General features: G+C 62.2%; 23 protein-coding genes. 11 read left to right on the top strand and 12 right to left on the bottom strand.

The window, feature by feature from the left end; all coding sequences use genetic code 11:
• Both kdsA and FJ978_RS32505 read right to left on the bottom strand, forming a co-directional pair.
• Positions 1–652: 3-deoxy-8-phosphooctulonate synthase (gene kdsA, locus FJ978_RS32510; RefSeq protein ID WP_140576923.1), on the bottom strand; the 652-nt coding region annotated here is incomplete at its 3' end.
• Complete coding sequence (locus FJ978_RS32505; protein WP_013895649.1) at positions 649–1,539, bottom strand: VOC family protein; 891 nt, start codon at positions 1,537–1,539, stop codon at positions 649–651. The genes kdsA and FJ978_RS32505, both read right to left, overlap by 4 nt.
• Here FJ978_RS32505 and FJ978_RS32500 point away from each other — a divergent pair.
• Genes FJ978_RS32500 through FJ978_RS32485 form a run of 4 tightly spaced genes read left to right on the top strand, consistent with a single transcriptional unit; the run spans position 1,498 to position 6,011 of the window.
• Positions 1,498–3,078 carry a glycosyltransferase family 4 protein gene (locus FJ978_RS32500; RefSeq protein ID WP_140576922.1) on the top strand — a complete coding sequence of 527 codons (1,581 nt, stop codon included), beginning with the start codon at positions 1,498–1,500 and terminating at the stop codon, positions 3,076–3,078. The two genes, FJ978_RS32505 and FJ978_RS32500, sit on opposite strands and share 42 nt — an antisense overlap.
• Positions 3,075–4,052, top strand: a complete 978-nt coding sequence (locus tag FJ978_RS32495; RefSeq protein WP_140576920.1) for a hypothetical protein — start codon at positions 3,075–3,077, stop codon at positions 4,050–4,052. Before FJ978_RS32500 ends, FJ978_RS32495 begins: the two co-directional genes overlap by 4 nt.
• Positions 4,045–5,046 (top strand): GNAT family N-acetyltransferase, encoded by a 1,002-nt coding sequence (locus FJ978_RS32490; protein ID WP_140576918.1) that lies wholly within the window; start codon positions 4,045–4,047, stop codon positions 5,044–5,046. Before FJ978_RS32495 ends, FJ978_RS32490 begins: the two co-directional genes overlap by 8 nt.
• Positions 5,043–6,011, top strand: coding sequence for a glycosyltransferase family A protein (locus FJ978_RS32485; RefSeq protein WP_140576916.1), 969 nt, complete (start codon positions 5,043–5,045; stop codon positions 6,009–6,011). The genes FJ978_RS32490 and FJ978_RS32485 overlap by 4 nt, the downstream gene beginning before the upstream one ends.
• Here FJ978_RS32485 and FJ978_RS32480 read toward each other — a convergent pair.
• Positions 5,981–6,271 (bottom strand): Dabb family protein, encoded by a 291-nt coding sequence (locus FJ978_RS32480; protein WP_140576925.1) that lies wholly within the window; start codon positions 6,269–6,271, stop codon positions 5,981–5,983. The two genes, FJ978_RS32485 and FJ978_RS32480, sit on opposite strands and share 31 nt — an antisense overlap.
• 141 nt (positions 6,272–6,412) lie before the next feature.
• Positions 6,413–6,547, bottom strand: coding sequence for a hypothetical protein (locus FJ978_RS33470; protein ID WP_013895655.1), 135 nt, complete (start codon positions 6,545–6,547; stop codon positions 6,413–6,415).
• A gap of 24 nt (positions 6,548–6,571) precedes the next feature.
• On the opposite strand from FJ978_RS33470, the gene FJ978_RS33465 reads away from it, so the two are divergent.
• The 4 genes from FJ978_RS33465 to FJ978_RS32460 all read left to right on the top strand — a co-directional run bounded on the left by FJ978_RS33465 (position 6,572) and on the right by FJ978_RS32460 (position 10,288).
• The gene (locus tag FJ978_RS33465) at positions 6,572–6,757 is read left to right on the top strand and encodes a DUF1365 family protein (protein ID WP_140576914.1); all 186 of its coding nucleotides are present in this window, start codon (positions 6,572–6,574) and stop codon (positions 6,755–6,757) included.
• A gap of 94 nt (positions 6,758–6,851) precedes the next feature.
• Entirely contained in the window at positions 6,852–8,108 is a 1,257-nt protein-coding gene (locus FJ978_RS32470; RefSeq protein WP_140576912.1) for a cyclopropane-fatty-acyl-phospholipid synthase family protein, read from the top strand.
• A 325-nt stretch (positions 8,109–8,433) separates the two neighbouring features.
• Positions 8,434–9,264: an NmrA family NAD(P)-binding protein gene (locus FJ978_RS32465; protein ID WP_140576910.1), complete on the top strand. Its 831-nt coding sequence runs from the start codon at positions 8,434–8,436 to the stop codon at positions 9,262–9,264.
• 37 nt (positions 9,265–9,301) lie between these two features.
• Positions 9,302–10,288, top strand: coding sequence for a glycerophosphodiester phosphodiesterase family protein (locus tag FJ978_RS32460; protein ID WP_140576908.1), 987 nt, complete (start codon positions 9,302–9,304; stop codon positions 10,286–10,288).
• Between the two features lie 53 nt (positions 10,289–10,341).
• Here FJ978_RS32460 and FJ978_RS32455 read toward each other — a convergent pair whose 3' ends face one another.
• Positions 10,342–12,321 carry a bifunctional 2',3'-cyclic-nucleotide 2'-phosphodiesterase/3'-nucleotidase gene (locus FJ978_RS32455; RefSeq protein ID WP_140576906.1) on the bottom strand — a complete coding sequence of 660 codons (1,980 nt, stop codon included), beginning with the start codon at positions 12,319–12,321 and terminating at the stop codon, positions 10,342–10,344.
• Positions 12,322–12,464: 143 nt separating this feature from the next.
• Positions 12,465–13,730, bottom strand: a complete 1,266-nt coding sequence (locus FJ978_RS32450; RefSeq protein WP_140576904.1) for an NAD(P)/FAD-dependent oxidoreductase — start codon at positions 13,728–13,730, stop codon at positions 12,465–12,467.
• A 165-nt stretch (positions 13,731–13,895) separates the two neighbouring features.
• Between FJ978_RS32450 and FJ978_RS32445 the strand changes: the two genes are divergently transcribed.
• Complete coding sequence (locus FJ978_RS32445) at positions 13,896–14,546, top strand: 5-formyltetrahydrofolate cyclo-ligase (protein WP_140576902.1); 651 nt, start codon at positions 13,896–13,898, stop codon at positions 14,544–14,546.
• A 454-nt stretch (positions 14,547–15,000) separates the two neighbouring features.
• Here the strand turns inward: FJ978_RS32445 and FJ978_RS32440 are convergent, their stop codons facing one another.
• A complete protein-coding gene (locus FJ978_RS32440) occupies positions 15,001–15,474 on the bottom strand; it encodes an Lrp/AsnC family transcriptional regulator (RefSeq protein WP_013895662.1) in 474 nt (157 codons plus the stop codon).
• A 158-nt stretch (positions 15,475–15,632) separates the two neighbouring features.
• On the opposite strand from FJ978_RS32440, the gene ald reads away from it, so the two are divergent.
• Positions 15,633–16,748, top strand: a complete 1,116-nt coding sequence (gene ald / locus FJ978_RS32435) for an alanine dehydrogenase (protein ID WP_140576900.1) — start codon at positions 15,633–15,635, stop codon at positions 16,746–16,748.
• A gap of 225 nt (positions 16,749–16,973) precedes the next feature.
• Entirely contained in the window at positions 16,974–18,284 is a 1,311-nt protein-coding gene (locus tag FJ978_RS32430) for an outer membrane beta-barrel protein (protein WP_140576898.1), read from the top strand.
• A gap of 231 nt (positions 18,285–18,515) precedes the next feature.
• On the opposite strand, the gene FJ978_RS32425 is transcribed toward FJ978_RS32430, so the two are convergent.
• The 5 genes from FJ978_RS32425 to FJ978_RS32405 all read right to left on the bottom strand — a co-directional run.
• Positions 18,516–18,983: a DUF1203 domain-containing protein gene (locus tag FJ978_RS32425; RefSeq protein ID WP_140576896.1), complete on the bottom strand. Its 468-nt coding sequence runs from the start codon at positions 18,981–18,983 to the stop codon at positions 18,516–18,518.
• A gap of 181 nt (positions 18,984–19,164) precedes the next feature.
• A complete protein-coding gene (locus FJ978_RS32420; RefSeq protein ID WP_140576895.1) occupies positions 19,165–19,722 on the bottom strand; it encodes an OmpA family protein in 558 nt (185 codons plus the stop codon).
• Between the two features lie 98 nt (positions 19,723–19,820).
• Positions 19,821–20,384, bottom strand: coding sequence for a GNAT family N-acetyltransferase (locus FJ978_RS32415; protein WP_013895666.1), 564 nt, complete (start codon positions 20,382–20,384; stop codon positions 19,821–19,823).
• 5 nt (positions 20,385–20,389) lie between these two features.
• Entirely contained in the window at positions 20,390–21,256 is an 867-nt protein-coding gene (gene sseA, locus FJ978_RS32410; protein WP_013895667.1) for a 3-mercaptopyruvate sulfurtransferase, read from the bottom strand.
• A gap of 30 nt (positions 21,257–21,286) precedes the next feature.
• Positions 21,287–21,573: alanyl-tRNA editing protein (locus FJ978_RS32405; protein ID WP_140576893.1), on the bottom strand; the 287-nt coding region annotated here is incomplete at its 5' end.

Raw genomic sequence — 21,573 nt, 5'->3', positions numbered from 1 at the left:
GCCCGCCCGGCTGCTGCACCGAATGCGTGGCATCGAAGATCACCGGCGCGCCGATCTCGGCCATGATGGGCAGAGCACGCATGTCGGACACCAGCGTGTTGTAGCCGAACGAGGCGCCGCGCTCGGTGGTCAAGACATTGGGGTTGCCGGAACCGGTGATCTTGGCGACCACGTTCTTCATGTCCCAGGGCGCGAGGAACTGCCCCTTCTTGACGTTGATCACCTTGCCGGTCCTTGCGGCGGCGACCAGCATGTCCGTCTGGCGCGACAGGAAGGCCGGAATCTGCAGCACATCGACATGCGGCGCGACGATGGCGCACTGCTCCTCGGTGTGGACATCGGTCAGCACGGGAAGCGAGAATTCCTTGCGCAGTTCGTCGAAGACAGGGAGTGCTGCCTCCATGCCGGCGCCGCGCGTCGCCGACAGCGATGTACGGTTGGCCTTGTCGTAGCTGGTCTTGTAGACGAGGCCTATGCCGAGCTTGCCGGTCAATTCCTTGAGCGCACCGGCCATGTCGAAAGCATGCTGACGCGATTCAAACTGGCACGGTCCGGCGATCAGCGCCAAGGCCGCCTTGTTATCGAAAACGACGTTGCCGACGGCTACCGCCGAATTGGGCGCCATCGAATTGGGCACTTGGGGCTTGTTCATGGGATCTCCCGGAAGATGAAAGCCGCGCCCTGCCCTGATGCCGGCTGCACGACAATGTCATTGCCCGCTATATCGTGCGGGATGGCGTTGGCTGCAAGCAGCCTTGAAACGGCATCGGCATCGCGGACCGCAAAGATGACCGCGGCGAACCGAAGTTCGGTAGGCAAGCCGGCCGGAATGCCGAAGCGGGCGGCGAAAGACGCGGGATCGAGGATGCTCAAAACCGCATTCGGCAGGCGGAACGCACCGCCCTGCCCAATGGCGGCGGGATCGCCCACCGCCACGGAGATCAGGCGACGCTGCTCGTCAGGTCGGTCGCTGACCGCCACCACTTCCACAATGCCGGTGGCACCGTTGGGGTGGGCCTGCAACGCCGCGCGGTCCACTTTCGGTGCGTTGATCCGCTGACAGGCAAAAAGAAAAGCATCCGTTGCACGGCTGTTCGAAGCAAAGGCGAGCTTGAATGACGCGGTATCGCTTTTGCCCGTCGTGTCGGTGAAAGCGCGCGAAAAGCTCAGCGTGTCGCCCGCCGACAGGCCGGCTTCCACATAGCGCGCGTGGTCGGCATCGGCATTGTCGGTGCCCAGAACCACCGCGGAAAATCCCTCATCGCCGCGGCTGCCGCGATAGATGCGGTCGCGAATGACGAAGGCATTGCCCTCGGCGGCCGCGTCAAATGCTATTTGTTCGCTGCCGATCGCGAGCGGCTCCAGATAGGTGCCGTCGGCGAGGAAAACGCAGCAGTTCTCCGTTCCAAAGGGATGGATGCCGGTGGGTGCGACGACGAAGCCCAGCGCTGTCAGCCGGGCGCGCGCCACGTCGAGGCTCTGCGTCGGCAGCACCAGATGATCGAGCGGATGAATTCCGGCGGCTGTGGAACGGGTCATGCAGGCGCGATGTGCATCATTCCGTATAACCGTTCAAGACGTGATTGCACGCCCTGGCGCCAGGGCATGGCAAAAAACCACCAGAAATGGCCGCCCGCTTTTCTCTTCTGCAGCGAAAGTATTTCACGTAAGGATATCCCCCGCATGGGGGATGCTGCGAACTCGGTCTTGGACGATTGTCACCGCGTCGCGATTCGACGTCGAATGGCGCCCATTGCCCTGCGTGCATGGCTGGAACGACGGATGGCGGGCAACGGCATGCTCAGGATCTTGCGGATCACACCGCACTTCTATCGGCCAGGCAACTGGCCGATCGCGTTCGATCCTGTCGGCGGTTTGCAGAACCAGACATGGACGATCGCGCAAGCCATGGACAAGGCCGGCGCGACCCAGACGGTTCTGACCAGCTACATTCCAGGCAGCCCAAGGCATGTGCGGATATCCGCGACCATGCGGGTGACATGCACGGGCTTCCGGCTGCCCGAGTTCCTGGCCGGGCCGATGCTCTGCTTCAGCTGGTTTCTGGGCGCGATCCCGGAGCTTCTTCGGGCCCGACACCGCTACGATCTCGTCCACATCCATTTCAACCACTCGGTCTGGTGCAGGATCATCGCCGTTATTGTCGGCAGGCTGAAGATACCGCTTGTCGTTTCGATGAACACGCCGCTCTGGTCCGGGCTTCAGAGCGCGCTCGGGCTCAAGGGCAAATCTTATGACGTAACCCGGTGGCTCGAGCGCCTGGCTTTGAGGTCGGCCGATCGGGTCGTCGTGCTCACCGATACATATGGCAGGAGCGCGGCCTCGGAGCTGGGGCTCGATGCCTCGCGCATCGAGGTGATCCCCGATGCGGTCGATGTCGAAGCGTTCCGCCGTCCAATCGCAGCTGGGTTGCTTCGGGCCTTTCGCCGTGAGCACGGCATCCCGGACGATCGGACGATCCTCAGCTTTATCGGCCGCATCAGTGGTGAAAAAGGCTGGCAGGATCTGCCCGTGCTCGTCGAGCGCCTGTCAGGTGAAAATGTGTTCCTGCTGATCTGCGGAGACGGCCCCGACCGCCACAAGCTTGAAGCGGCGCTCGCCGCGGTTTCCAGGCCAGGCTGGTGGGCGATCACCGGATTCGTCTCGCCAGCCGAGGTCAAGAAGGCACTCAAGATCTCCGATGTCATGATTCTACCCTCCCGGCGCGAAGTGTTCGGCAGCGTCCTGCTCGAAGCGATGGCGGCGGAAGTATCGGTGGTCGCCTATGCCGTCGGAGGCGTGAGCGACGTCGCCGGTCGTCCAGAGGCGTTGGCGCTGGTGCCGGAAGGACGGCGGGAAGCGCTTGCCGACCGGACGCTTCGGTTGCTTGCCGATAGCGAGGAAAGGAACACCCTGATCGCGCGAGGGCGCCGGCGTGTGCGGGATTTCTCGCTGGATTCGGCGGTGGCGCTCAACCTTGCCCTTTATGCTTCGGTCCTCGCAGGCTCGGTGAACGGATCACGGCAGCCGGCGGGCGTTCTCACCTTGCAGGAGGACGGCGGCTCGCCGGATGGCGCTTGATCAACTTCGTCACCACGCGCAGCCACGGCTATACCGTTCGCCATCTGATCCGCCAGTTGGGCAACGCGCGCCATTGGAGCTACGAGCGCCTCTTTCGGCAGAAGGAGCTGCGCTCCGGCACCTGGGTCTTCACGGATCACGAGCGGCTTTCGCACTTCGAGATCGCATTGGCCGCCGGGGTCGCCAATCGGCTCGAGCGCGGCGGGGCACGCGTTCTCAATCACCCCGCCCATGTGCTTGGCCGTCATGATCTGCTGAAAGCCCTGCACGCGGCCGGCATCAACTGCTTCTCGGCCTGGCGTTGCGAAAGCCAGCCGCGTCCGAACGCTTTTCCGGTCTTCATCCTCTACGAATTCGACCACCTTTCCGCGGACTTCGAGCTGATTGCGGACCAGCCGGCGCTCGATGCGGCGCTGAGCCGGATGAGAGCGAACGGCATACCGCTGGCCGGCAAGCTGGTAATCGAGTATGCCGGCCAGGAGATCAGCCCCGGCGTCTGGCAGCGCTTTGCCACCTATCGCGTCGGCGATCGGCTGATCGCCCATCACAATGTCGTCGATTTCCGCTGGGCGGCCAAGGACGTGCAGGACAAGCAGCGTCTGCTTGCCCATCCCATGTTGGCGACATTCCTCGAAAACGAGCGCCGGTTTGTGGTCGGCAATCTGTATGAAGACGTGCTGCGCAGGGCATTCGACCTCGCCGGCATCGATTATGGGCGCGCCGACTTCTCGCTGGTCGACGGGTGTCCGCAAATCTTCGAGATCAACACCAATCCGGCGCACGGCTCCCACGGCACGATCTATCGGGAAACGCACCCCGGGCGCATGGAAACCCAGAAGCTTTCGGAAGACAGGCTGTACGCCGCCTTGCGGGCCGTGGACCTGCCGGCCGGCGGCCGCATCGGCCTCGACGACCCCGCCCTTCTCTCGCAACAGGCGTTCAGGAGACTTTTCACGGGGCTGAAGCGTGCTTGACCGCGCCGCGCCAGGACATCCGATCTCCGCTCGGCCGATCGTGATCGAGGCGGCCGACAGCTTCGATTTCGGCTCGGTTGAATACCGGCGGCTGTTCTCCGGCGCATCGGCATCGGCCTTCCAGCATCCCGACTGGCTCACGGCTTTCTATCGCAACATCGCTCCGGCGCACGGCGCCGAGCCGCTGGTGATCACCGGCCGCGATAGCGACGGCGAACTCCAACTGGTGGTTCCGCTGGTACGGCGCGGCGATGGGGCGATCGAATATGCCTTCCTGGGCGTCACCGATTATGCCTGTCCGATCGTGGCCAGGGGCGTGACATTCAGTGCACAAACCAGGCGGCATTTTCGCGAGGTCCTTGGGCACCATGCGGATCTGAGAATTGGACCTGTTCATCACAGCCATCTGCATGAATGGCGCCAGTTGCTGGGATCCGAGCCGTCCGTGCTCGATTTCGGCGCGCATGCCGTGCGCTACGGCTTTCCCTATGCCGAATGGCGCAGGACCAACCTTGGCCGTCGAGGCGCCGGGAGTCTCGACCGCAAGGCGCGCAGGCTTGCCGAAGCTGGCGGGCTGAAGCTGGAACTGGTCGGGCCCGACAATGTGCGTCAGGCCCTGGTTGCGGCGCGCGGCTTCCGCACCGGGCGCTTCCCGGATGATCCGATGCAAACGCCGTACGGCCTCGAATTCTACATCGATGTCGCTACGAACGGCGCGCGCTCCGGCCTTGCACGAACCTATCGCCTCGCTTCGAAGGATGGTCCGGTTGCTTTTGTCTTCGGCCTAATCGACGGCGATTTTTTCCGCTACATCCTGCTGGCCTGCGACTATGGCGCCCATGCGCGCCATTCTCCGGGTCGCGTGGCGCTCGACCAGGTCATGGCCGCCTGGGCCGCCGAGGGCGGCAAAGCCTTCGATTTCACCATCGGCGACGAACCCTTCAAGGCGGACTTCGGCTGCACCCGTACGACCATGCACGAGTTCCGGCCATGACAGTCCTGCCGACCATTCTTCCGATGGAAGCGGGCCTTGTCGCCACGCCTCGTCTTGCCGTGGTCGTGCCTGCCCGCAATCGCCGTGAAAGCCTGCCGCGCACGCTGGCATCCGTACTTTGCACAGCGCGAACCGATATCGAACTGGTGGTGATAGATGACGGATCGACGGACAGCACCGAAAGCTATCTGGCCTCGCTCGACGATGTGCGCCTGAAATGGCACCGCATACCGTTGGCGGCCGGTGCCAACGAAGCTCGCAACCGGGGCGCGGCATTGTCCAGCGCACCGCTCATCGCTTTTCTCGATTCGGATGACGCCTTCCGCCCCGGGCGTGTGGACAGGCTGATCACATTCTTCGACGAGAACCCGGACATCGCCTGCACCATCGACGGCTTCAGCGACATTTCGGACCGCGGCGAACGAATACACCGATTGCCCCGCCTTACCCCCGATAGCGAGACACTGCGGCAGCTTCTGCTCTGCCATTGCATTCCGCTGACCAACTCGACCGTCACGGTTCGCCGCGCGGCTTTCGACGCGGTCGGGGGCTACGATCCGGACCTGCGCCGCCATCAGGACCGGGAGTTGCTGCTGCGGCTGGCGAGACAGCATCGCATCGCTTTCGGCACGGCCACCGACGTCCTCAAATACCGGTCGACGAATTCGATCTCGCGCACCCATGCCGGTTATATCAAGGGGTTGGACGATTTCGTCGGCCGCTGTCCCGATTACCGATCAAGCGGCTATGGGTCGATCCTCAGCTATCTGACGGTGCGCGGCGCGCTGAAAGCAGCCATGCAAGGCCATTTCAGCGTCATGCTGGCCGAACTGCAGGCCTGGCGGAAAGCCGACAATCTGCCCGGCGGCCTTCATGTGTTGCCCGGTTATTTCATGGGGCGTCGAAAAAGGCACCGGCTGGAACAGGCCCTGGATCAGCTCCCGGCCACGACGTCGGCGGAATAGCGCAATTCGCGCAAGGGTCTGACCTTGCTGGTGGTCTGCGCGTAGAGCGGGTGCGCCTTGTAGGCGGCCAGCGCCGCGTCGTCGGCGAACTCCGCATAGACGACGACATCGATCTCGTCGGACAGCGGGTCGACCTTGGTGTTGAGGGTTACCTCGAAGAGACTGGAATGGGGAATGTTGCTCAGCGCCAGCAGCCCGGTACGCACCGCCTCCACATCCTCTTTGCGCCGCGCGCTGAAGAAAACGATATGCCGGATCAATCCCGCCTCCTCGATCTGAATGCGGGGTCTTTTGTGACGGCGGTCTCTTCGCGTCAACCGTTCATGGCGCCACGCGTCCATGCGACGCGCCTCGACCGTCGCACACCGCACACAAGCGCGGGCTGCTGCCTCTAGAAGGTATCAGGCCTTGCCGGTGACATAGCGGACGGCATGATTGAGCTCCCTGACCGACAGGTCGAGGTAGCGGCCCTGATTGTACAGGCCGTCCCAGATCAGGAAGAATGCGATGGCGGCAATGACGATTACATAACGCATGGCTAAAGCTATCGCACAAGCGCGGTGGGGGCCATAGGCGTTTTGATATGTTCGACTCCACCAGACGAGTGCGCACGTGGTACAGCCCAGCTCGCGGCTTGCCTCTTGAAGTTCCCGGCGATGACGTGGAAGATTGTCGCAGGGATTCACTGGGAAGCGCTGAAGCTCTGGTCGAGGGATGCGCTTTTGTTCGGATCCGTACGTGGCTGATCCGGGGATCAGGCAACGTCCGAACCCGGCGATGAACCGCAAGGAACGGAACCGGCGACTGTCAGCCGGCATCGCGGAAGTCCAGGGGCGGGACATGGGTCACAAGGAACAGTCTGGCACGATGCCTGCCGAAGCGGTCAGGCTCGACGAGTTCAATTTCGCCGAGATCGTCAAGGGCCTGCCGGCCAAGGCGCGCGTGGTGCTGTCGGCGGCGATGAACCTGCCGCGCGGTTCGCTGAAGGTCAGGATGCCGGATGGGCGCTCCGTGCTGGTCGGCGGCAAGGGACCAGGTCCCGACGCCGAACTGGTGCTCAAGAACTGGCGCCTGCCGGGCCGCGCCTTTTCCGGCGGCACGATCGGCGTTGCCGAATCCTACATGGACGGCGACTGGGAAAGCCCCGATGTGACCAGTTTCCTCGAACTGTTCGTGGTCAACTCGGCCCTTGGCGAGAAGGTCGCCGGCGGCGCGAGCTGGCTGATCAATACGATCCAGCGCATCCGCCACTGGTTCAATGAGAACACACGCACCGGTTCGAAACGCAATATCTCGGCGCATTACGACCTCGGCAACGCCTTTTACAAGGAGTGGCTCGACCCGAGCATGACCTATTCCTCGGGGCTCTATGCCAACGGCGCCAACGACCTGGAGAGCGCGCAGGCCGCCAAATATCGGGCGCTGGCCAAGGATATCGGCATCGCCCGCAAGGATCACGTGCTGGAGATCGGCTGCGGTTGGGGCGGCTTTGCCGAATTCGCCGCGCGCGAGATCGGTTGCCGGGTTACCGGGCTGACGATCAGCCGCGAGCAGCACGACTTCGCCAAGGCGCGCATCGCCAAGGCCGGGCTTGCCGACAAGGTCGACATCAAATTGCAGGATTACCGCGATGAAACAGGCACTTACGATCGCATTGCGTCCATCGAGATGTTCGAGGCGGTCGGCGAGAAATATTGGCCGGTGTTCTTCGGCAAGATGAAGGCCTGCCTGAAGCCCGGCGGTACCGCGGGGCTGCAGATCATCACCATCAACGAATCCGCCTACGACACCTATCGTGCCAGGCCGGATTTCATCCAGCGCTATGTGTTTCCGGGCGGCATGCTGCCGACGCCGTCGATCCTGAAAGCGCTCGGCAAGGATCATGGCCTTGCGCATCTGCGCGAGCGCGTGTTTCCCGATGACTATGCGCGCACGCTCGCCGAATGGCGGCAGCGCTTCTGGGTATCGTGGGAAAAGATCGTGCCGCTCGGCTTCGACGATCGCTTCAAGAAACTGTGGGAGTTCTACCTGCATTATTGCGAAGCCGGCTTTCGTGCCAGCTACATCGACGTGCGCCAGGTGGTCTACAAGGCTTAGAGCATTTCACCGTTTCACGGAAACGGAGACCTATCTCTTTGTTTTTACGCAATTCCCAAGGAAAAGCGCCATTCGCTTTTTCCGGCGAAGCGCTTTGAAACTTCCGTCGCCGGGCTCCAAAAGCCGCCGCGCCCCATCCGAGGCCCGCAAAAGCTGTTGCGATAGGTCACTTGCGACCACGCTAAGCTCTCGACCCACCGTGCCCGATCTGCTGCGGCAGCGGTCGTCTTGACCGCTTGGGATGCACAACAATCTATTGGAGCAGGTGACCCTGGACCAGGGAACGCGAAACCTCAGGAGACGAGAAAAAACACAGGAGATAACGATGACGATTCTTGCTGTTGGCGCTGCCGGCCGATTTGCCGGCAATGTCATCCCGGCTCTCGCCCAGCGTAACGCCCGTGTGCGCGGCCTTGTGCGAAAGCCGGAAGAAATTGCTCAAGTACGAGAGCATGGTGCCGCGGAAACGGTTGTCGGCGACCTTCGGGACCGGGCCAGCTTGGACGCAGTTCTGAAAGGTATCGAAGCTGTGTTCTACATCGCGCCTGCGTTCATGGCCGAGGAAGCCGAAGTCGGCAAAGGCTTGGTCAACGCCGCGATCCGCGCAGGTGTCCGTCAGCTTGTATTCTCGTCTGTCATCCACCCCGTACTTTCCGTGCTGGGCAACCACATAGCGAAAGCCCCGGTCGAGGAAGCGATTCTGACTTCGAAGCTGGAATACACCTTCCTTCACCCATCCCGCTTTTATCAGAATTATGAGGCATTCTGGCCGAAGGTCATCGAAACCGGCGTGCTGGCCGAGCCCTGGTCGGCCGAGACCCGTTTCTCTCTTGTAGACTATCGTGACATCGCGGAGGTCGCCGCCATTGCCCTAACCGAGGATCGTCTGCTTTACGGCACATTCGAGCTATGCGCGCCCGGGTGGCACAATCGTCACGATGTGGTCACTCTGTTGGGTGAGGTGCTCGGGCGGGAGATCAGGGAGCGCCGCGATCCAGGTGTGCTCGGCGAAGTTGGGCCAGGACAAAGGACTATGTTCGAGCATTACGACCATTACAACCTGCTCGGTAATCCGCTGACTCTACGCGCGATACTTGGGCGTGAACCGCGTTCGCTAAAGGTCTTTTTCGAGGAACTCGCTGCGGGTGCTCGATAACCGCCTGACGCGAGTCCCGGCACAGGCGAATCGAAACATGCGCAAACGGACAATCTTCTTCGCGGGCGCCATTGTCGTCGCGGCAGGCATCTGGCTCAACAACAGCTCCTTGCTGTCCGGCCGTCCTGCCGGCGGCCCGGTCGTGCTTGCCCATCGCGGCCTTGCCCAGGATTTCGACCGCACAAATCTTGGTTCCGATACGTGCACGGCCAGCCGCATGCTGCCGCCGCGCCATGCCTATCTTGAAAACACCATTGCCTCGATGGAGGCCGCTTTCGCGTTCGGCGCGGACGCCCTCGAACTCGATGTCCACCCGACGACGGATGGCAAATTCGCTGTCTTCCACGACTGGACGGTGGACTGCCGGACCGAAGGCAAGGGAGAGACCCGCGGCCATTCCATGGCTCAGTTGAAAACGCTCGACATCGGCTACGGCTACACGGCGGATGGCGGCAAGACCTTCCCCTTTCGCGGCAAGGGGATCGGCATGATGCCATCCCTCGACGAGGTGCTGGCGCACTTCCCCGCCCGCCGCTTCAACATCAACGTCAAGAGCAACGATCCCCGCGAAGGCGAGGCGCTGGCTGTCTGGCTCTCCAGGCTGACGCCTGCCGAACGCGGCTACCTCTCGGTCTATGGCGGCGACAAGCCGATTGCCGCGGTCAAGGCGGCGCTGCCGGACATGCATACGCTGAGCCGCGCGTCGCTCACGCAGTGCATCGCACGATACGCCGCGTTGGGCTGGAGCGGTTATGTTCCGGATGCCTGCCGCCATAGCACATTGCTCATCCCGATCAACATCGCCAAATGGATGTGGGGTTGGCCCAACCGGTTCCTCGACCGCATGCAGGCTGTCGATACACAGGTCTACCTGCTCGGCCCTTATTCGGGCGGCGGCTTTTCGGAAGGACTGGACGACCCGAAGCTGATCGACCAGCTGCCGGACGGCTATTCCGGCGGCATTTCCACGGATGCGCTGGATCTCGTCATGCCCGTGATCAAAGCGCGCTTCGGGCGGCCGTGACAGGCTCCACGCCGCACATGGCGGCGTGGCCTGGAACGCCTCAAATGGCCGTATCAGAGCAGGATGCGATATCTGGCAAATCCGGCTTCGCCCTCGCCAGCCGGTTCGATCTTCAGCGATTTCACATCGGCGATGAAATCCTTGGCCTTGACGCCGGTCTCGAAGACGACGCTGGTTCCGGGCAGCCGCGCGAACGACCAGTTGCCGTCGGCCGACGGGTTGATCGTGCCCTCGCTCACGATATAGCGGACGATGACATCGCGATTGGTGTCCGGCGCCTCGTAGATGATCTTCGAGGCGTTGATATCGGGAAAGTTGCCGCCGCCGCCGGCGCGGTAGTTGTTGGTGGCGACGACGAATTTCTGATTGAGATCAATTGGTTTTCCATCGAACATCAAGTCGGCGATGCGATTGGCACCGGCATTCGCGACGCCGCCCTTGGCGTCGTATTTCGGCGGCTGCGACAGGTCGATCTTGTAGGTGACACCGTCGATGACGTCGAAATTGTAGGAAGGGAAATCGGTGTTGATGAGCGCCTGGTCGGCCTTGCCCGGCTCGATCCTGTTGAAGATGCCGGCCGACATCTCCAGCCATTCCTTGACCTCGGCGCCAGTAATTTCGACAGCCCGCACGGTGTTGGGGTAGAGATAGAGGTCGGCGACGTTCTTGATGGCGATATCGCCGGCCGGCACGTCGGTATAGTAGTCGGCGCCGTTGCGCCCACCGGCCTTGAAGGGTGCGGCGGCCGACAGCAGCGGTACATCCTTCCACTGCGTGCTCTTGAGAATATCCTTGAGATACCAGGTCTGCGCCTGGCTGACGACCTGGACCGACGGATCGTCGGCGACCAGCGCGAAATAGGAATAGAGCGGAGCGGACGTCTTGCCGACGGGACGGCGCACATAGGCCAGGGTCGCCTGATGGTCCTGTTCGAGTGCGGCGATGATGCGCTTGTCGTCCGGCACCGTCGGCTTGTTCTTGTTGTCGACGCGCTCGAAGATCGGCCGCGCCTCGGATGTCGCCGAAACAACTTTCCATTTCGATCCGTCACGCTCTAGCATCAGGTCGATCAGCCCCATATGCGAGCCCCAGAAACCGCCCATGACGGCGGGCTTGCCCTGCAGCGTGCCTTTTTGCGTGTCGACGCCTTCGAGCGACTGGAAATCCTTCTTGCCGGGGAACACCAGGTGCTGGTGACCGGTGAACACCGCGTCGATGCCGGCGACGCCGGCGACGAAGAACGAGGCGTTCTCCATCATGTCGCCGTGCTGCGCATCGATGCCGGAATGCGAGAGCGCGATGACGATGTCGGCGCCTTCCTCCTTCATTTGCGGCACCCAGGCCTTGGCCGCCTCGACGATGTCGCGGGTCTTGACGTTGCCTTCGAGATTCTTGAAATCCCAGACCATGATCTGCGGCGGCACGAAACCGATGATGCCTATCCTGATCGGCTGCTCAGCGCCCGAACCGTCCTTGATCTTCCTGTCGAGGATCACATAGGGCTTGAGGTAGAGCTTGTCGTCGCGCGGGTTCGCGGCAAGCTCGGTGCCCCGGATCAGGTTCGCGCAGACGAAGGGAAAATTGGCGCCGGCCAGCACCTTGTCCAGGAACGACAGGCCATAGTTGAACTCGTGGTTGCCGAGCGTCGAGCACTCGTAGCCGAGCAGGTTCATTCCCTTCATGATCGGATGCAGATCGCCGTCTTTCAGGCCCTGCTCATAGGCGATGTAGTCGCCCATCGGGTTGCCCTGCAGCAGGTCGCCATTGTCGATCAGCATCGAATTGACGGCTTCCTTGCGCACGGCGTCGATCAGCGATGCCGTGCGCGACAGGCCCATCGTGTCGTTGGCTTTGTCGGCGTAGTAATCATAAGGCAACACGTTCACATGGATGTCAGTGGTTTCCATGATCCGAAGATGCGCCTGGTTGGCTTGAGCGCGGGCGGAGAAGGGATGAAGCATGATCAGCGCCCCTGTGGCGGCGGCGCCCGCGAGAAGACCACGACGAGAGACGGGATGGAGCAGCTGCGACATGTTTTCTCCTAGTTAGACAACGCCCTGCCCCGAACCGAACTTCGCGCCGAAATCGGCTCAAGTCCATTCAAGAAGTCGCGCACATCGGAGCGCCAGCCAATCAGCAACAGATGACGCGCGGATGAAGGGAGCAGTGAAGAAAATCAGGTCTTGTCGTCGTCGCCCTGGGTGATCAATCGGGCGCTGCGCTGGCCTGTGGCGTAGATCCATAGCCAGCTCAGGGAAACCGCAAGCCGGTTGCGGAAACCGATCAGAAAATAGATGTGCGCAATTCCCCACAGCCACCAGGCGAGCCAGCCCGTGAGCTTGATCCAGCCGAAATCGATCGCGGCGGCGCGTTTGCCGATCGTCGCCAGATCGCCGGCATGCTTGTAGTGGAAAGGACGCGCTGCCGTGTCACCATCGAGCCTGGCTTTGATGGTGGCCGCAACATGTCGGCCCTCCTGCTTGGCGGAGGGCGCCACGCCGGGTACCGGCCTCCCATTGGGCCGCAGCACAAGGGCGGCATCGCCGATGACGAAAATCTCCGGACTGCCGGGCACGCTGAGGTCAGGTTCGACGAGCACCCTGCCCGCGCGGTCCGCCTTCGCTCCCAGCCATTCGGCGGCCGGCGAGGCGGCAACACCGGCTGCCCATAGGATCGTTCGGGCCGCCAGTTGCTTGTCGCCAAACACAACACCTTCGGCGTCGCAGCGCGTCACGGCCCGGCCAAGCTCGACGGTCACGCCGAGCCGTTCGAGCGCCTTGCTGGCGTAATCGGAGAGTTTTGGCGCGAAATTGGCCAGGATGCGGTCACCGGCCTCGATCAGCACCACGCGCGTTTGCCGCGTGTCGATGTTGCGGAACTCGGCGCGCAGCGTGTCGTGCGCCAATTCGACGATGGTGCCGGCCAGTTCCACGCCGGTCGGCCCACCGCCAACGATCGCGATGGTCAGCAGCGCCTGGCGTTTGGCGGGATCGGTCTCCCGCTCGGCCTGTTCGAAGGCCAGGAGAATGCGCCGCCTAATGGTGGTGGCGTCCTCCAGCGTCTTCAGGCCTGGAGCGAACGGCTCCCATTCATCGTGGCCGAAATAGGCGTGGCGGGCACCGGTAGCGAGCACCAGCGTATCGTAGGCGATGGCGCTGCCGTCATCGAGCAGCACGCGCTTGCCGGCGCGGTCGACACCAGTGACATTGGCGAGCAGCGTCGTCACGTCCTTGCGCTTGCGCAGGAGATGGCGGATCGGCCAGGCAACCTCGGAGGTCGCCAGCGCCGTCGTCGCCACCTGGTAGAGCAGCGGCTGGAACAGATGATGGTTGCGCTTGTCGATCATGGTGATGCGCACCGGGGCGCCGGCAAGCGCACGCGTGAATTCGAGGCCGCCGAAACCCGCGCCCACAACGACGACATGATGGCTGGCTTGGCTCATTTCGTTCACCCCGACGGCTAGATTGGCCTGTTCCAGATGTAGGTACTTTTGTGCAATGCAGCAACAGAAGGACAGTGCCCGGGACTCGTCGTTCCATGTCGTGAATGCACATGTTGTATCGTGTCGCGAGGTATAGCGTCATCGAACACGCTTATGAGGTAAAGCATGGCCAATGATCATGACGACCCGGGTCCGGCGCAGTATTCCTCGCCGCCCTGCTTCATGCACGAACTCGACCCGGAGTTCCGCGCGCCGCTATCCGACTGGACCGATGTGAGGCGCTGGCGCAAGGCCGAGCGCGAACGGCTGATCACCGCCCGGCTCGCGGTTTCGGCCGACGCGCGAACGGCCATGTCGCAGCGCATCGCGGATGGGCTCGACGCGATCATCGGCGACATCGCTGGGCGCATGGTCAGCCTCTACTGGCCGTTTCGCGGCGAGCCGGACTTGCGGCCATGGGTGGCGTCCATCAATGAGCGTGGTGGCCGCACCGCGCTGCCGATCGTCATCGAGAAAGGACAGCCGCTGATCTTCCGCGCCTACAAACCGGGCGACCGGCTGGAAAAGGGCGTCTGGAACATCCCGATCCCGGCCGAGGGCGATCCGGTGCTGCCCGACATCGTCATCTCGCCGATCGTCGGCGTCGATCCGGCAAACTATCGCCTGGGCTATGGCGGCGGCTTCTTCGACCGCACGCTGGCCGCGATGCCGTTCAAGCCGCTGGTCATCGGCGTCGGCTACGAACTGCAGCGCATCGCCACGATCTATCCGCAGCCGCACGACATCCCGATGGATCGGATCGTGACGGAGGCGTAAACCTGTTTGGGAAATGAAACCGGTTCACAACGGGTGACACGATGATCGGACGAACTGTGGCGGCTGTCCTTGCAATTGCGTTTTCCGTTTCGCCCTTGCATGCGCAACCACGGCATCGTTTGCCGAGCGGTTATAAATGGGGCCGCTGCCTGCTTGCTGTTAACGGTCAGACACGCATATCCGGAAGATGCTCCTATCAAATCGAGAGGGGCGGCGGTTTCAATATCCAGGGGCCTCGGCAAGTTTTTGCAGGTATCGACTACCCCAATACGAACAGCGGGGCTGGTGAAATGTCCAAAGATTACTGGGCAGTCGTATACAAGGACGGTGATCTTTGGGAAGGCTATGGGAACTCGGACATTCGCGCGACGCACGGTGAACCCGGAGATTGGGGCGACCTTCGCCGCGAAGGCGCATGCTATGTCGGCAAGGACGTCCGGGTGTGCCTTTGGCGTTAGGCCATTTCCGGCTTCATGCCCATGGCCGTGCGATCGACGATCTCGCGCAAGGCGAATGACGAGTTGATCTTCGTCACATGCGGCATGGCCGACAGCCATTCCTTGTGGATGCGCTCATAGTCGACGAGGTCCTTTGCCGCGATGCGCAGGATGTAGTCATATTCGCCCGACATCAGGTGGCAGGACAGCACGTTGGGGCAACGCTTGATCGCCGCCTCGAAATCCGACAGCGTCTTCTCGAACTGGCCCGACAGCGATATATGCACGATGGCCGTCATCTGGTGGCCGAGCGCCGCATTGGAAAGCCGGGCGTGGTAGCCGCGAATGGTTCCGGACTTCTCCAGATTATCAAGCCGGCGCGAACAGGCGGATTGCGACAGGCCAACCTTCTCGGCAAGCGCCGCGTTGGGTATCCGGCCATCCTTCTGCAAACTCTCGAGAATAGCGATATCAATCCTGTCGAGCGGCATTTTTCGTGAATCCTGCGAATATCCAGCTGTTTTGCGCAACGATTATCGAAACATGCCAGATCACGCAAGCGCATTCGCAAACACCTGCAGGCCGATTCATGGTTCACTCTGTCCATACAGGGAGTGAGCCCCTAAGGGGCCGGATCAGGAGAAGAAAAATGCGCGTCGGTTGCCCCCAGGAAATCAAGAACCACGAATACCGCGTCGGCCTCACGCCCGGAGCGGTTCGCGAATATGTCGCCCATGGCCATGAAGTGCTGGTCGAGACCGGCGCCGGTGCCGGCATCGGCGCCGACGACAACGCCTATCGCGCCGCCGGCGCCACGATCGCCAAGACGGCCGCCGACGTGTTCGCCAAGTCGGACATGATCGTCAAGGTCAAGGAGCCGCAGCCCAATGAGTGGGTGCAGCTGCGCGACGGCCAGATCTTGTACACCTATCTTCACCTGGCTCCAGACCCGGAGCAGACCAAGGGCCTGCTCGCTTCGGGCGTGACGGCGATCGCCTACGAAACCGTGACCGACGACCGTGGCGGCCTGCCGCTGCTGGCGCCGATGTCGGAAGTCGCCGGCCGCCTGTCGATCCAGGCCGGCGCGACGGCGCTGCAGAAGGCCAATGGCGGCCGCGGCGTGCTGCTCGGCGGCGTGCCCGGCGTGCTGCCCGGCAAGGTCACAGTGCTCGGCGGCGGCGTCGTCGGCCTGCATGCCGCTCGCATGGCGGTCGGCCTTGGCGCCGATGTCACTATCATCGACCGCTCGATCCCTCGCCTGCGCCAGCTCGACGATCTTTTTACCGGCCGCGTCCATACCCGCTACTCGACGGTCGAGGCGCTCGAGGAGGAATGCTTCTCGGCCGACATCGTCATCGGCGCCGTGCTGATCCCCGGTGCCGCCGCGCCGAAGCTCGTCACCCGCGAGATGCTGTCGGGCATGAAGAAGGGCTCGGTGCTGGTCGACGTCGCGATCGACCAGGGCGGCTGCTTCGAGACCTCGCATGCGACGACCCACGCCGAGCCCACTTATGAAGTCGACGGCGTCATTCACTATTGCGTCGCCAACATGCCGGGCGCGGTACCGGTCACCTCGGCCCATGCGCTCAACAACGCGACACTCCACTACGGCCTGCAGCTTGCAGACAAGGGCCTGAAGGCTGTTATCGACGACCATCACCTGCGCAACGGCCTCAATGTCCACAAGGGCAAGATCACCAACCGCGCGGTCGCCGAAGCACTCGGCTACGAGCTGGTCGAGCCGAAAGCCGTTCTGGCCGCCTGATACACCCAGAAAAAGTCAACTTGCTATTGTTGCCCGCCGGTTCCCTCCGGCGGGCTTTTTATTGGTCGATTTATTGGTCGATCCAGGTCGCTAAACTTGATTACTGGGCAGATCGGGGTCAGTTGCAGGTGTGAGTTTGCCTACAACTGTTGCATATTTGTCATTCCTCATGCGACCGACTCCTTGCTAGGAAGATTGCGGGCTTATTGATTAGGGGTTTGGGCAATGACTGTTCGCGTTTCTGCGAAATCTATTTTTCTCGGTGCTGTTTCCGTATTGGCTTTGATGTCGGCTGCGCATGCGGCTGATGTGGTTCAGCCGGTCGAAGCATCCGGTTTCAACTGGAGTGGGCTGTATGTCGGCTTCGGTGTTGGCGCCGGCGCCAACGTTCACAAACTTGGCAGCGACTTTATTCCGATCTCGCTGAATGGCATCGGCGGCGAAGGCGTCTACGGCGAACTTACCGCTGGCTATGACTACATGGTTTCGCCCCGCTTCCTGCTCGGTGGACTGCTGGACGTCCACGTGGGCGATATCAAAACCAAGATCGATGCCGCCGGTTTCGACGCCTCGATCCAGGAGACGTACGGTTTCGATGCCGGCCTGCGCGTAGGCTATCTGTTTACCCCGAATACACTGGGCTACGTGCTCGGTGGCTATTCCTGGCAGAAGTACAAGCTCGATTCGAATGCCGGCTTTGGGTTCCACTGGGACCAGAGCGGCTACTTTGTCGGCGGCGGCATTGAAACGGCCATCAACAGCAACTGGACGATCAAGACCGAGTACCGCTATACGCGCTTCGGCACCAAGGGGGATCTCCTTTCAGAAGCGGGCCTTATCGGCGCGCCGGATGGCCTTCTCAACCTCGATACGTCGCGGCATACGTTCCAGATTGCAGCCAACTACCGTTTTGGCGCCCAAAATGGCGGTGGTGCTGCCTTTGAAACCCCTGCGTACAACTGGACCGGTTTCTATATCGGTGGCGGGTTGGGCGCGGGTGCATCCGTGCACCAGATCGAAATCCCACCCCTGGGCGGCGCCAAGTTCAATGGCCTCGGCGGCGAAGGCGCGTTTGGCGAATTGAACGTTGGTTACGACCAGGACTTCGGCAGCTGGGTCGCAGGCGTCATGGTCGATGCTCGCTACTCCGGCATGACGTCGAAGCTGGATCTCGGCGTCGGATCGATCAATGTCGACACCGACTACGGCTTCGATGTGCTTGGCCGCGTCGGCATGAAGATGAACGAATCGACGCTCGCCTACGCACTGGCTGGTTACAGCTGGCAGCATTTCGACCTGAACGCTTCCGACCCGGTCGGCGACATTGCCGACTGGGGTTCGAGCGGTTTCTCGGTGGGTGCCGGTCTGGAAACGGCTGTATCGAGCAACATGACAATCGGTTTGGAATACCGCTATTCGCAATTCGCCGAGAAGGACCTGTCGTTCTTGTTGGGATCAGGAGCACCCGATGGGTTGGTGACGACGACTCCTTCCTTCCATACCGTGCGTCTCGGCGCAAAGTACAAGTTCAACTAAGTAGCCCCTCCAGGCAAACAGTCGAAGCCCGTCGGCCTGGCCGGCGGGCTTTTTTGTTGTTCGGCAAACTGGGAAAAGCGCGGGCAACAAAAAAGCGGAGCCAAAGCCCCGCTTCCTCGATATCGAGATTGCCGCCGGTTCATCCGCGGTCGGCCAATCGATCGACAATCGCTTTCTATCGCAACTGTACGACGGGAGTACGACAGGATTTCCTGCCGGAAACTCTACGCCTCAGCCCCGCTCGATGCGGCACTGATAGCAATTGTTGCGTGCCGAGCGGACATGCACGTAGGCAATGTCGTCGCGCTCGAACAAGGTCTCGGCCCGCGCAGCGATCGCGTCGGTCGCGATAACGCCGCCGCTGCCGTAGACGATGCGGTCGTCCCTGCCATAGCCACGCACGATATAGTCCGGGCTCTCGAGAATCTCGGGAAGCGCTTCCGCCTCGCCGGCGCGCTCGCATTCGTCGGCATGCAGGAAGATCGGCCCCGTTTCGGCATAGGGTTGAAGGTTCGGGAACGGCCGATAGGCCAGGATGAGATAGGTATCGCCGGCTGCGATGTTCTTCAGGCAATGCCGGCAAGGCATGCCGTCGCCATCGGAAATCTGCCGCTCGGGCGTGTGGCCATAGGCATCGGGTCCGCCGCGCTGCAGGGGTCTGACGTCTTCGGTCGGCAGAGCTTTGAACTGGATGGTCATGGTGAAATCTCCCGTGTTGTCGACCGGAAATTAGCGGCTCGAGCCAATGCTTCCCACCCGTTTCATGCAAAGATCGAGGGACCGATCCGATGCGAGCGATCAGTCCCCGCAAGCTGCGAAAGTTAGCCGACAGGCCGGGCCAATACGCAACCCGGCCAGCCAAAGAGCAATCCGAACCCAATCACCGGATGAAATCGTCAAAGCGGCGCAGCGTCACCCTGCGATTCTGCCAGTTTTCATTCTGCGTCGGCACCAGCAAGAACTCCTCGCCGTAACCGACAGTCTCCAACGCATGAACCGGTACGCCGAATTCACGCACCAGCGTGCGTTTCAGCGAGGCAGCGCGCTGTTCGGACAGGACCTGGTTCGATTGGAAGGAGCCGACGGCGTCGGTATGCCCCTCGATCAGCACGCGAGCACCGCGATCGCGGCGCAGGATGCGCTTCAGCGCATCGGCGATGTTCTCGATCTTGCCGTATTGCGAACTGGAAATGGCCGCCGAGCCGAAGGCGAAGTTGATCGACTGGATATCGATCGAGCGCGCCATCCGGCGCAGATCCGGCCGGCGCTTGAATTCGCGGATGGTGACGCGCTCGTTCGGCCGCAGCTTCACGCGGGGTGCTGCCTCCAGCTTCCGTTCGATTGTCGCGGCCGAAGGTGTTGTCGCCTGCGCGGCGGCAAGGCTCGGCATGGCAATCGCTGCGATCAGCGCGGCGGCGAGTGTACGGCGGGTCAGCATATGTTTCTCCTTCGGCCTCGGCCGCATTGGCGATGCGGGCACAATGCCAAAGGCAGGCTGAATCGGCGATGAACGAAAGGTTCAGGTTCCGGCTCGTGTCATGGCCGCATGACGCTTGCCGAGCGCTCGGCGAAAGGCAGCGGGTGCACGGTTTCCTTCTTCTGCGCAACCGGCGTAAAACCAAGCTTCTGGTAGAGCGGCAGGGCCGCCGGATGATCGAGCGTGCAGGTCTGCACGACTACCCGCTTTGGCCCGTAAGACCACGCAGCGGAGATCGCGGCACCCAGGAACCAGCGGCCGATGCCCAGTCCGGTCGCGTGTTCCATCATGCCGAAATAGGCTAGCTCGACTTCCTCGGGCAAATGCGGCTTGAGATCGAAGAAGCCTGCCGGCGCACCGTCGAGATAGAGCACCCTGATGTCGCGATCCTCGCGGTGGATTCCGGCCGAAAGTTCGTCGTCGTTCAGCCTGAGAACATTCACCCAATGCCATTTGCGCCCCACCCGATCCATCAGGTAGCGGTAAAAATGCAAGGGGATATTCTTGGTCTTGAGCAGCGCGACCTGACGGTTGTAGGGCACCGGCGGCGAGGCGGCGGGAGGCGCATGCATTTCGAGGAAAGTCACCGTGACGTCGATGTCCTGCAGCACGCCGTTTTCCATCGCGTTCATTCCTTGCCAGCTTTCGCGGGCCCGGTCACGACAGGCGTGTCGGAGAGCCCGCCCCACTCGGTCCATGAGCCGTCATAAAGCCTGTTGTCGGTGTGGCCAAGCGTCTCCAGCGCCAGGGTGACCACCGCGGCGGTGACACCGGAGCCGCAAGATGTGACGACGGGCTTCGACAGGTCAATGCCGGCCTGCTCGATCACCTTGCGCAAACGATCCTTCGACAACAGCACCCCCTTTTCCGACAGGGCGGAGTACGGCACGTTGCGCGCGCCCGGCATGTGGCCGGAGCGGATACCCGCACGGGGCTCGGGTTCGGCGCCGGTAAAGCGGCCCGGTCCACGGGCATCGGCAATCTGGCTGGAGCCGATCTCGACGATCCGGCGCATGTCGGCGAGGCTGGCGACGCGACCGGCGTCGAAATCGGCATGGAACACGCTTGGCGCGATCTTCGTCGGCTCGGCCGTTACCGGCCGGCCGGCTGCCTTCCAGCCGTCGAAGCCGCCATCCAGAATATAGGTCTGGAAGACGCCCATGATGCGGAACATCCACCATGCCCGGGGTGCCGAGAAGAAACCTGGACCGTCGTAGACGACGATGGTGTCATCGGCCGAAACCCCCATCGAACCGACATATTGCGCAAAATGCTGCGGCGACGGCAATGTATGCGGCAAGGCTGCGTCGGGATCCGAAACCGCATCCTGGTCCAGGAAACGAGCGCCGGGAATGTGGGCCGCGTCATATTCGGCACGCGCGTCGCGTTTTTGCGCCGGCAGATACCAGGACGCGTCTATGACCGTCAGGCCCGGCTGGCCCAGGCGCCCCTGCAGCCAATCCGCATCGACGGTGAAAGGACTGTCTTCGGCCATTTTTTCTCCTGCCGCCCTCTGGCGGTCTGTTCAGTTCGCGGGCATCGGGCCGAAGCGGATGCGGAAGCGCCGGTTTTCACGGCCCTTCTTCTCGATCTTGCCGATGTGGATTTCGCCGACTTCGCCGGTGCTCTTAACATGCGTGCCGCCGCAGGGCTGGCTGTCCACGGAAGCATTTTCGCCGATGCAGACCAGGCGGATCTTGCCGGTGCCCACCGGCGGCCTGACGTTCTTGGACTTCACCAGGCCGGGATTGGCGGCCAGTTCCTCGTCGCTGATTAGCTTGGTGAAGATCGGGGGGTCGGCGCGCCCCGGGT

Source organism: Mesorhizobium sp. B1-1-7 (assembly GCF_006442705.1).
Classification (GTDB): Bacteria; Pseudomonadota; Alphaproteobacteria; order Rhizobiales; family Rhizobiaceae; genus Mesorhizobium; species Mesorhizobium opportunistum.
The sequence above is the reverse complement of the archived record's forward strand: the minus strand, read 5'-3'. Positions and strand labels throughout refer to the sequence as shown.

Excerpts from the sequence above, each read along its gene's own strand:
- FJ978_RS32460 (WP_140576908.1), top strand. The coding sequence starts at position 9,302 with ATGCGCAAACGGACAATCTTCTTCGCGGGCGCCATTGTCGTCGCGGCA.
- FJ978_RS32430 (WP_140576898.1), top strand. The coding sequence starts at position 16,974 with ATGACTGTTCGCGTTTCTGCGAAATCTATTTTTCTCGGTGCTGTTTCC.
- FJ978_RS32505 (WP_013895649.1), bottom strand. The coding sequence starts at position 1,539 with ATGACCCGTTCCACAGCCGCCGGAATTCATCCGCTCGATCATCTGGTG.
- FJ978_RS32440 (WP_013895662.1), bottom strand. The coding sequence starts at position 15,474 with ATGCCGCTCGACAGGATTGATATCGCTATTCTCGAGAGTTTGCAGAAG.
- FJ978_RS32500 (WP_140576922.1), top strand. The coding sequence starts at position 1,498 with ATGATCGAGCGGATGAATTCCGGCGGCTGTGGAACGGGTCATGCAGGC.
- FJ978_RS32420 (WP_140576895.1), bottom strand. The coding sequence starts at position 19,722 with ATGCTGACCCGCCGTACACTCGCCGCCGCGCTGATCGCAGCGATTGCC.
- ald (WP_140576900.1), top strand. The coding sequence starts at position 15,633 with ATGCGCGTCGGTTGCCCCCAGGAAATCAAGAACCACGAATACCGCGTC.
- FJ978_RS32485 (WP_140576916.1), top strand. The coding sequence starts at position 5,043 with ATGACAGTCCTGCCGACCATTCTTCCGATGGAAGCGGGCCTTGTCGCC.
- FJ978_RS32455 (WP_140576906.1), bottom strand. The coding sequence starts at position 12,321 with ATGTCGCAGCTGCTCCATCCCGTCTCTCGTCGTGGTCTTCTCGCGGGC.
- sseA (WP_013895667.1), bottom strand. The coding sequence starts at position 21,256 with ATGGCCGAAGACAGTCCTTTCACCGTCGATGCGGATTGGCTGCAGGGG.
- FJ978_RS32445 (WP_140576902.1), top strand. The coding sequence starts at position 13,896 with ATGGCCAATGATCATGACGACCCGGGTCCGGCGCAGTATTCCTCGCCG.
- FJ978_RS32450 (WP_140576904.1), bottom strand. The coding sequence starts at position 13,730 with ATGAGCCAAGCCAGCCATCATGTCGTCGTTGTGGGCGCGGGTTTCGGC.
- FJ978_RS32470 (WP_140576912.1), top strand. The coding sequence starts at position 6,852 with ATGGGTCACAAGGAACAGTCTGGCACGATGCCTGCCGAAGCGGTCAGG.
- FJ978_RS33470 (WP_013895655.1), bottom strand. The coding sequence starts at position 6,547 with ATGCGTTATGTAATCGTCATTGCCGCCATCGCATTCTTCCTGATCTGG.
- FJ978_RS32425 (WP_140576896.1), bottom strand. The coding sequence starts at position 18,983 with ATGACCATCCAGTTCAAAGCTCTGCCGACCGAAGACGTCAGACCCCTG.
- FJ978_RS32415 (WP_013895666.1), bottom strand. The coding sequence starts at position 20,384 with ATGGAAAACGGCGTGCTGCAGGACATCGACGTCACGGTGACTTTCCTC.
- FJ978_RS32465 (WP_140576910.1), top strand. The coding sequence starts at position 8,434 with ATGACGATTCTTGCTGTTGGCGCTGCCGGCCGATTTGCCGGCAATGTC.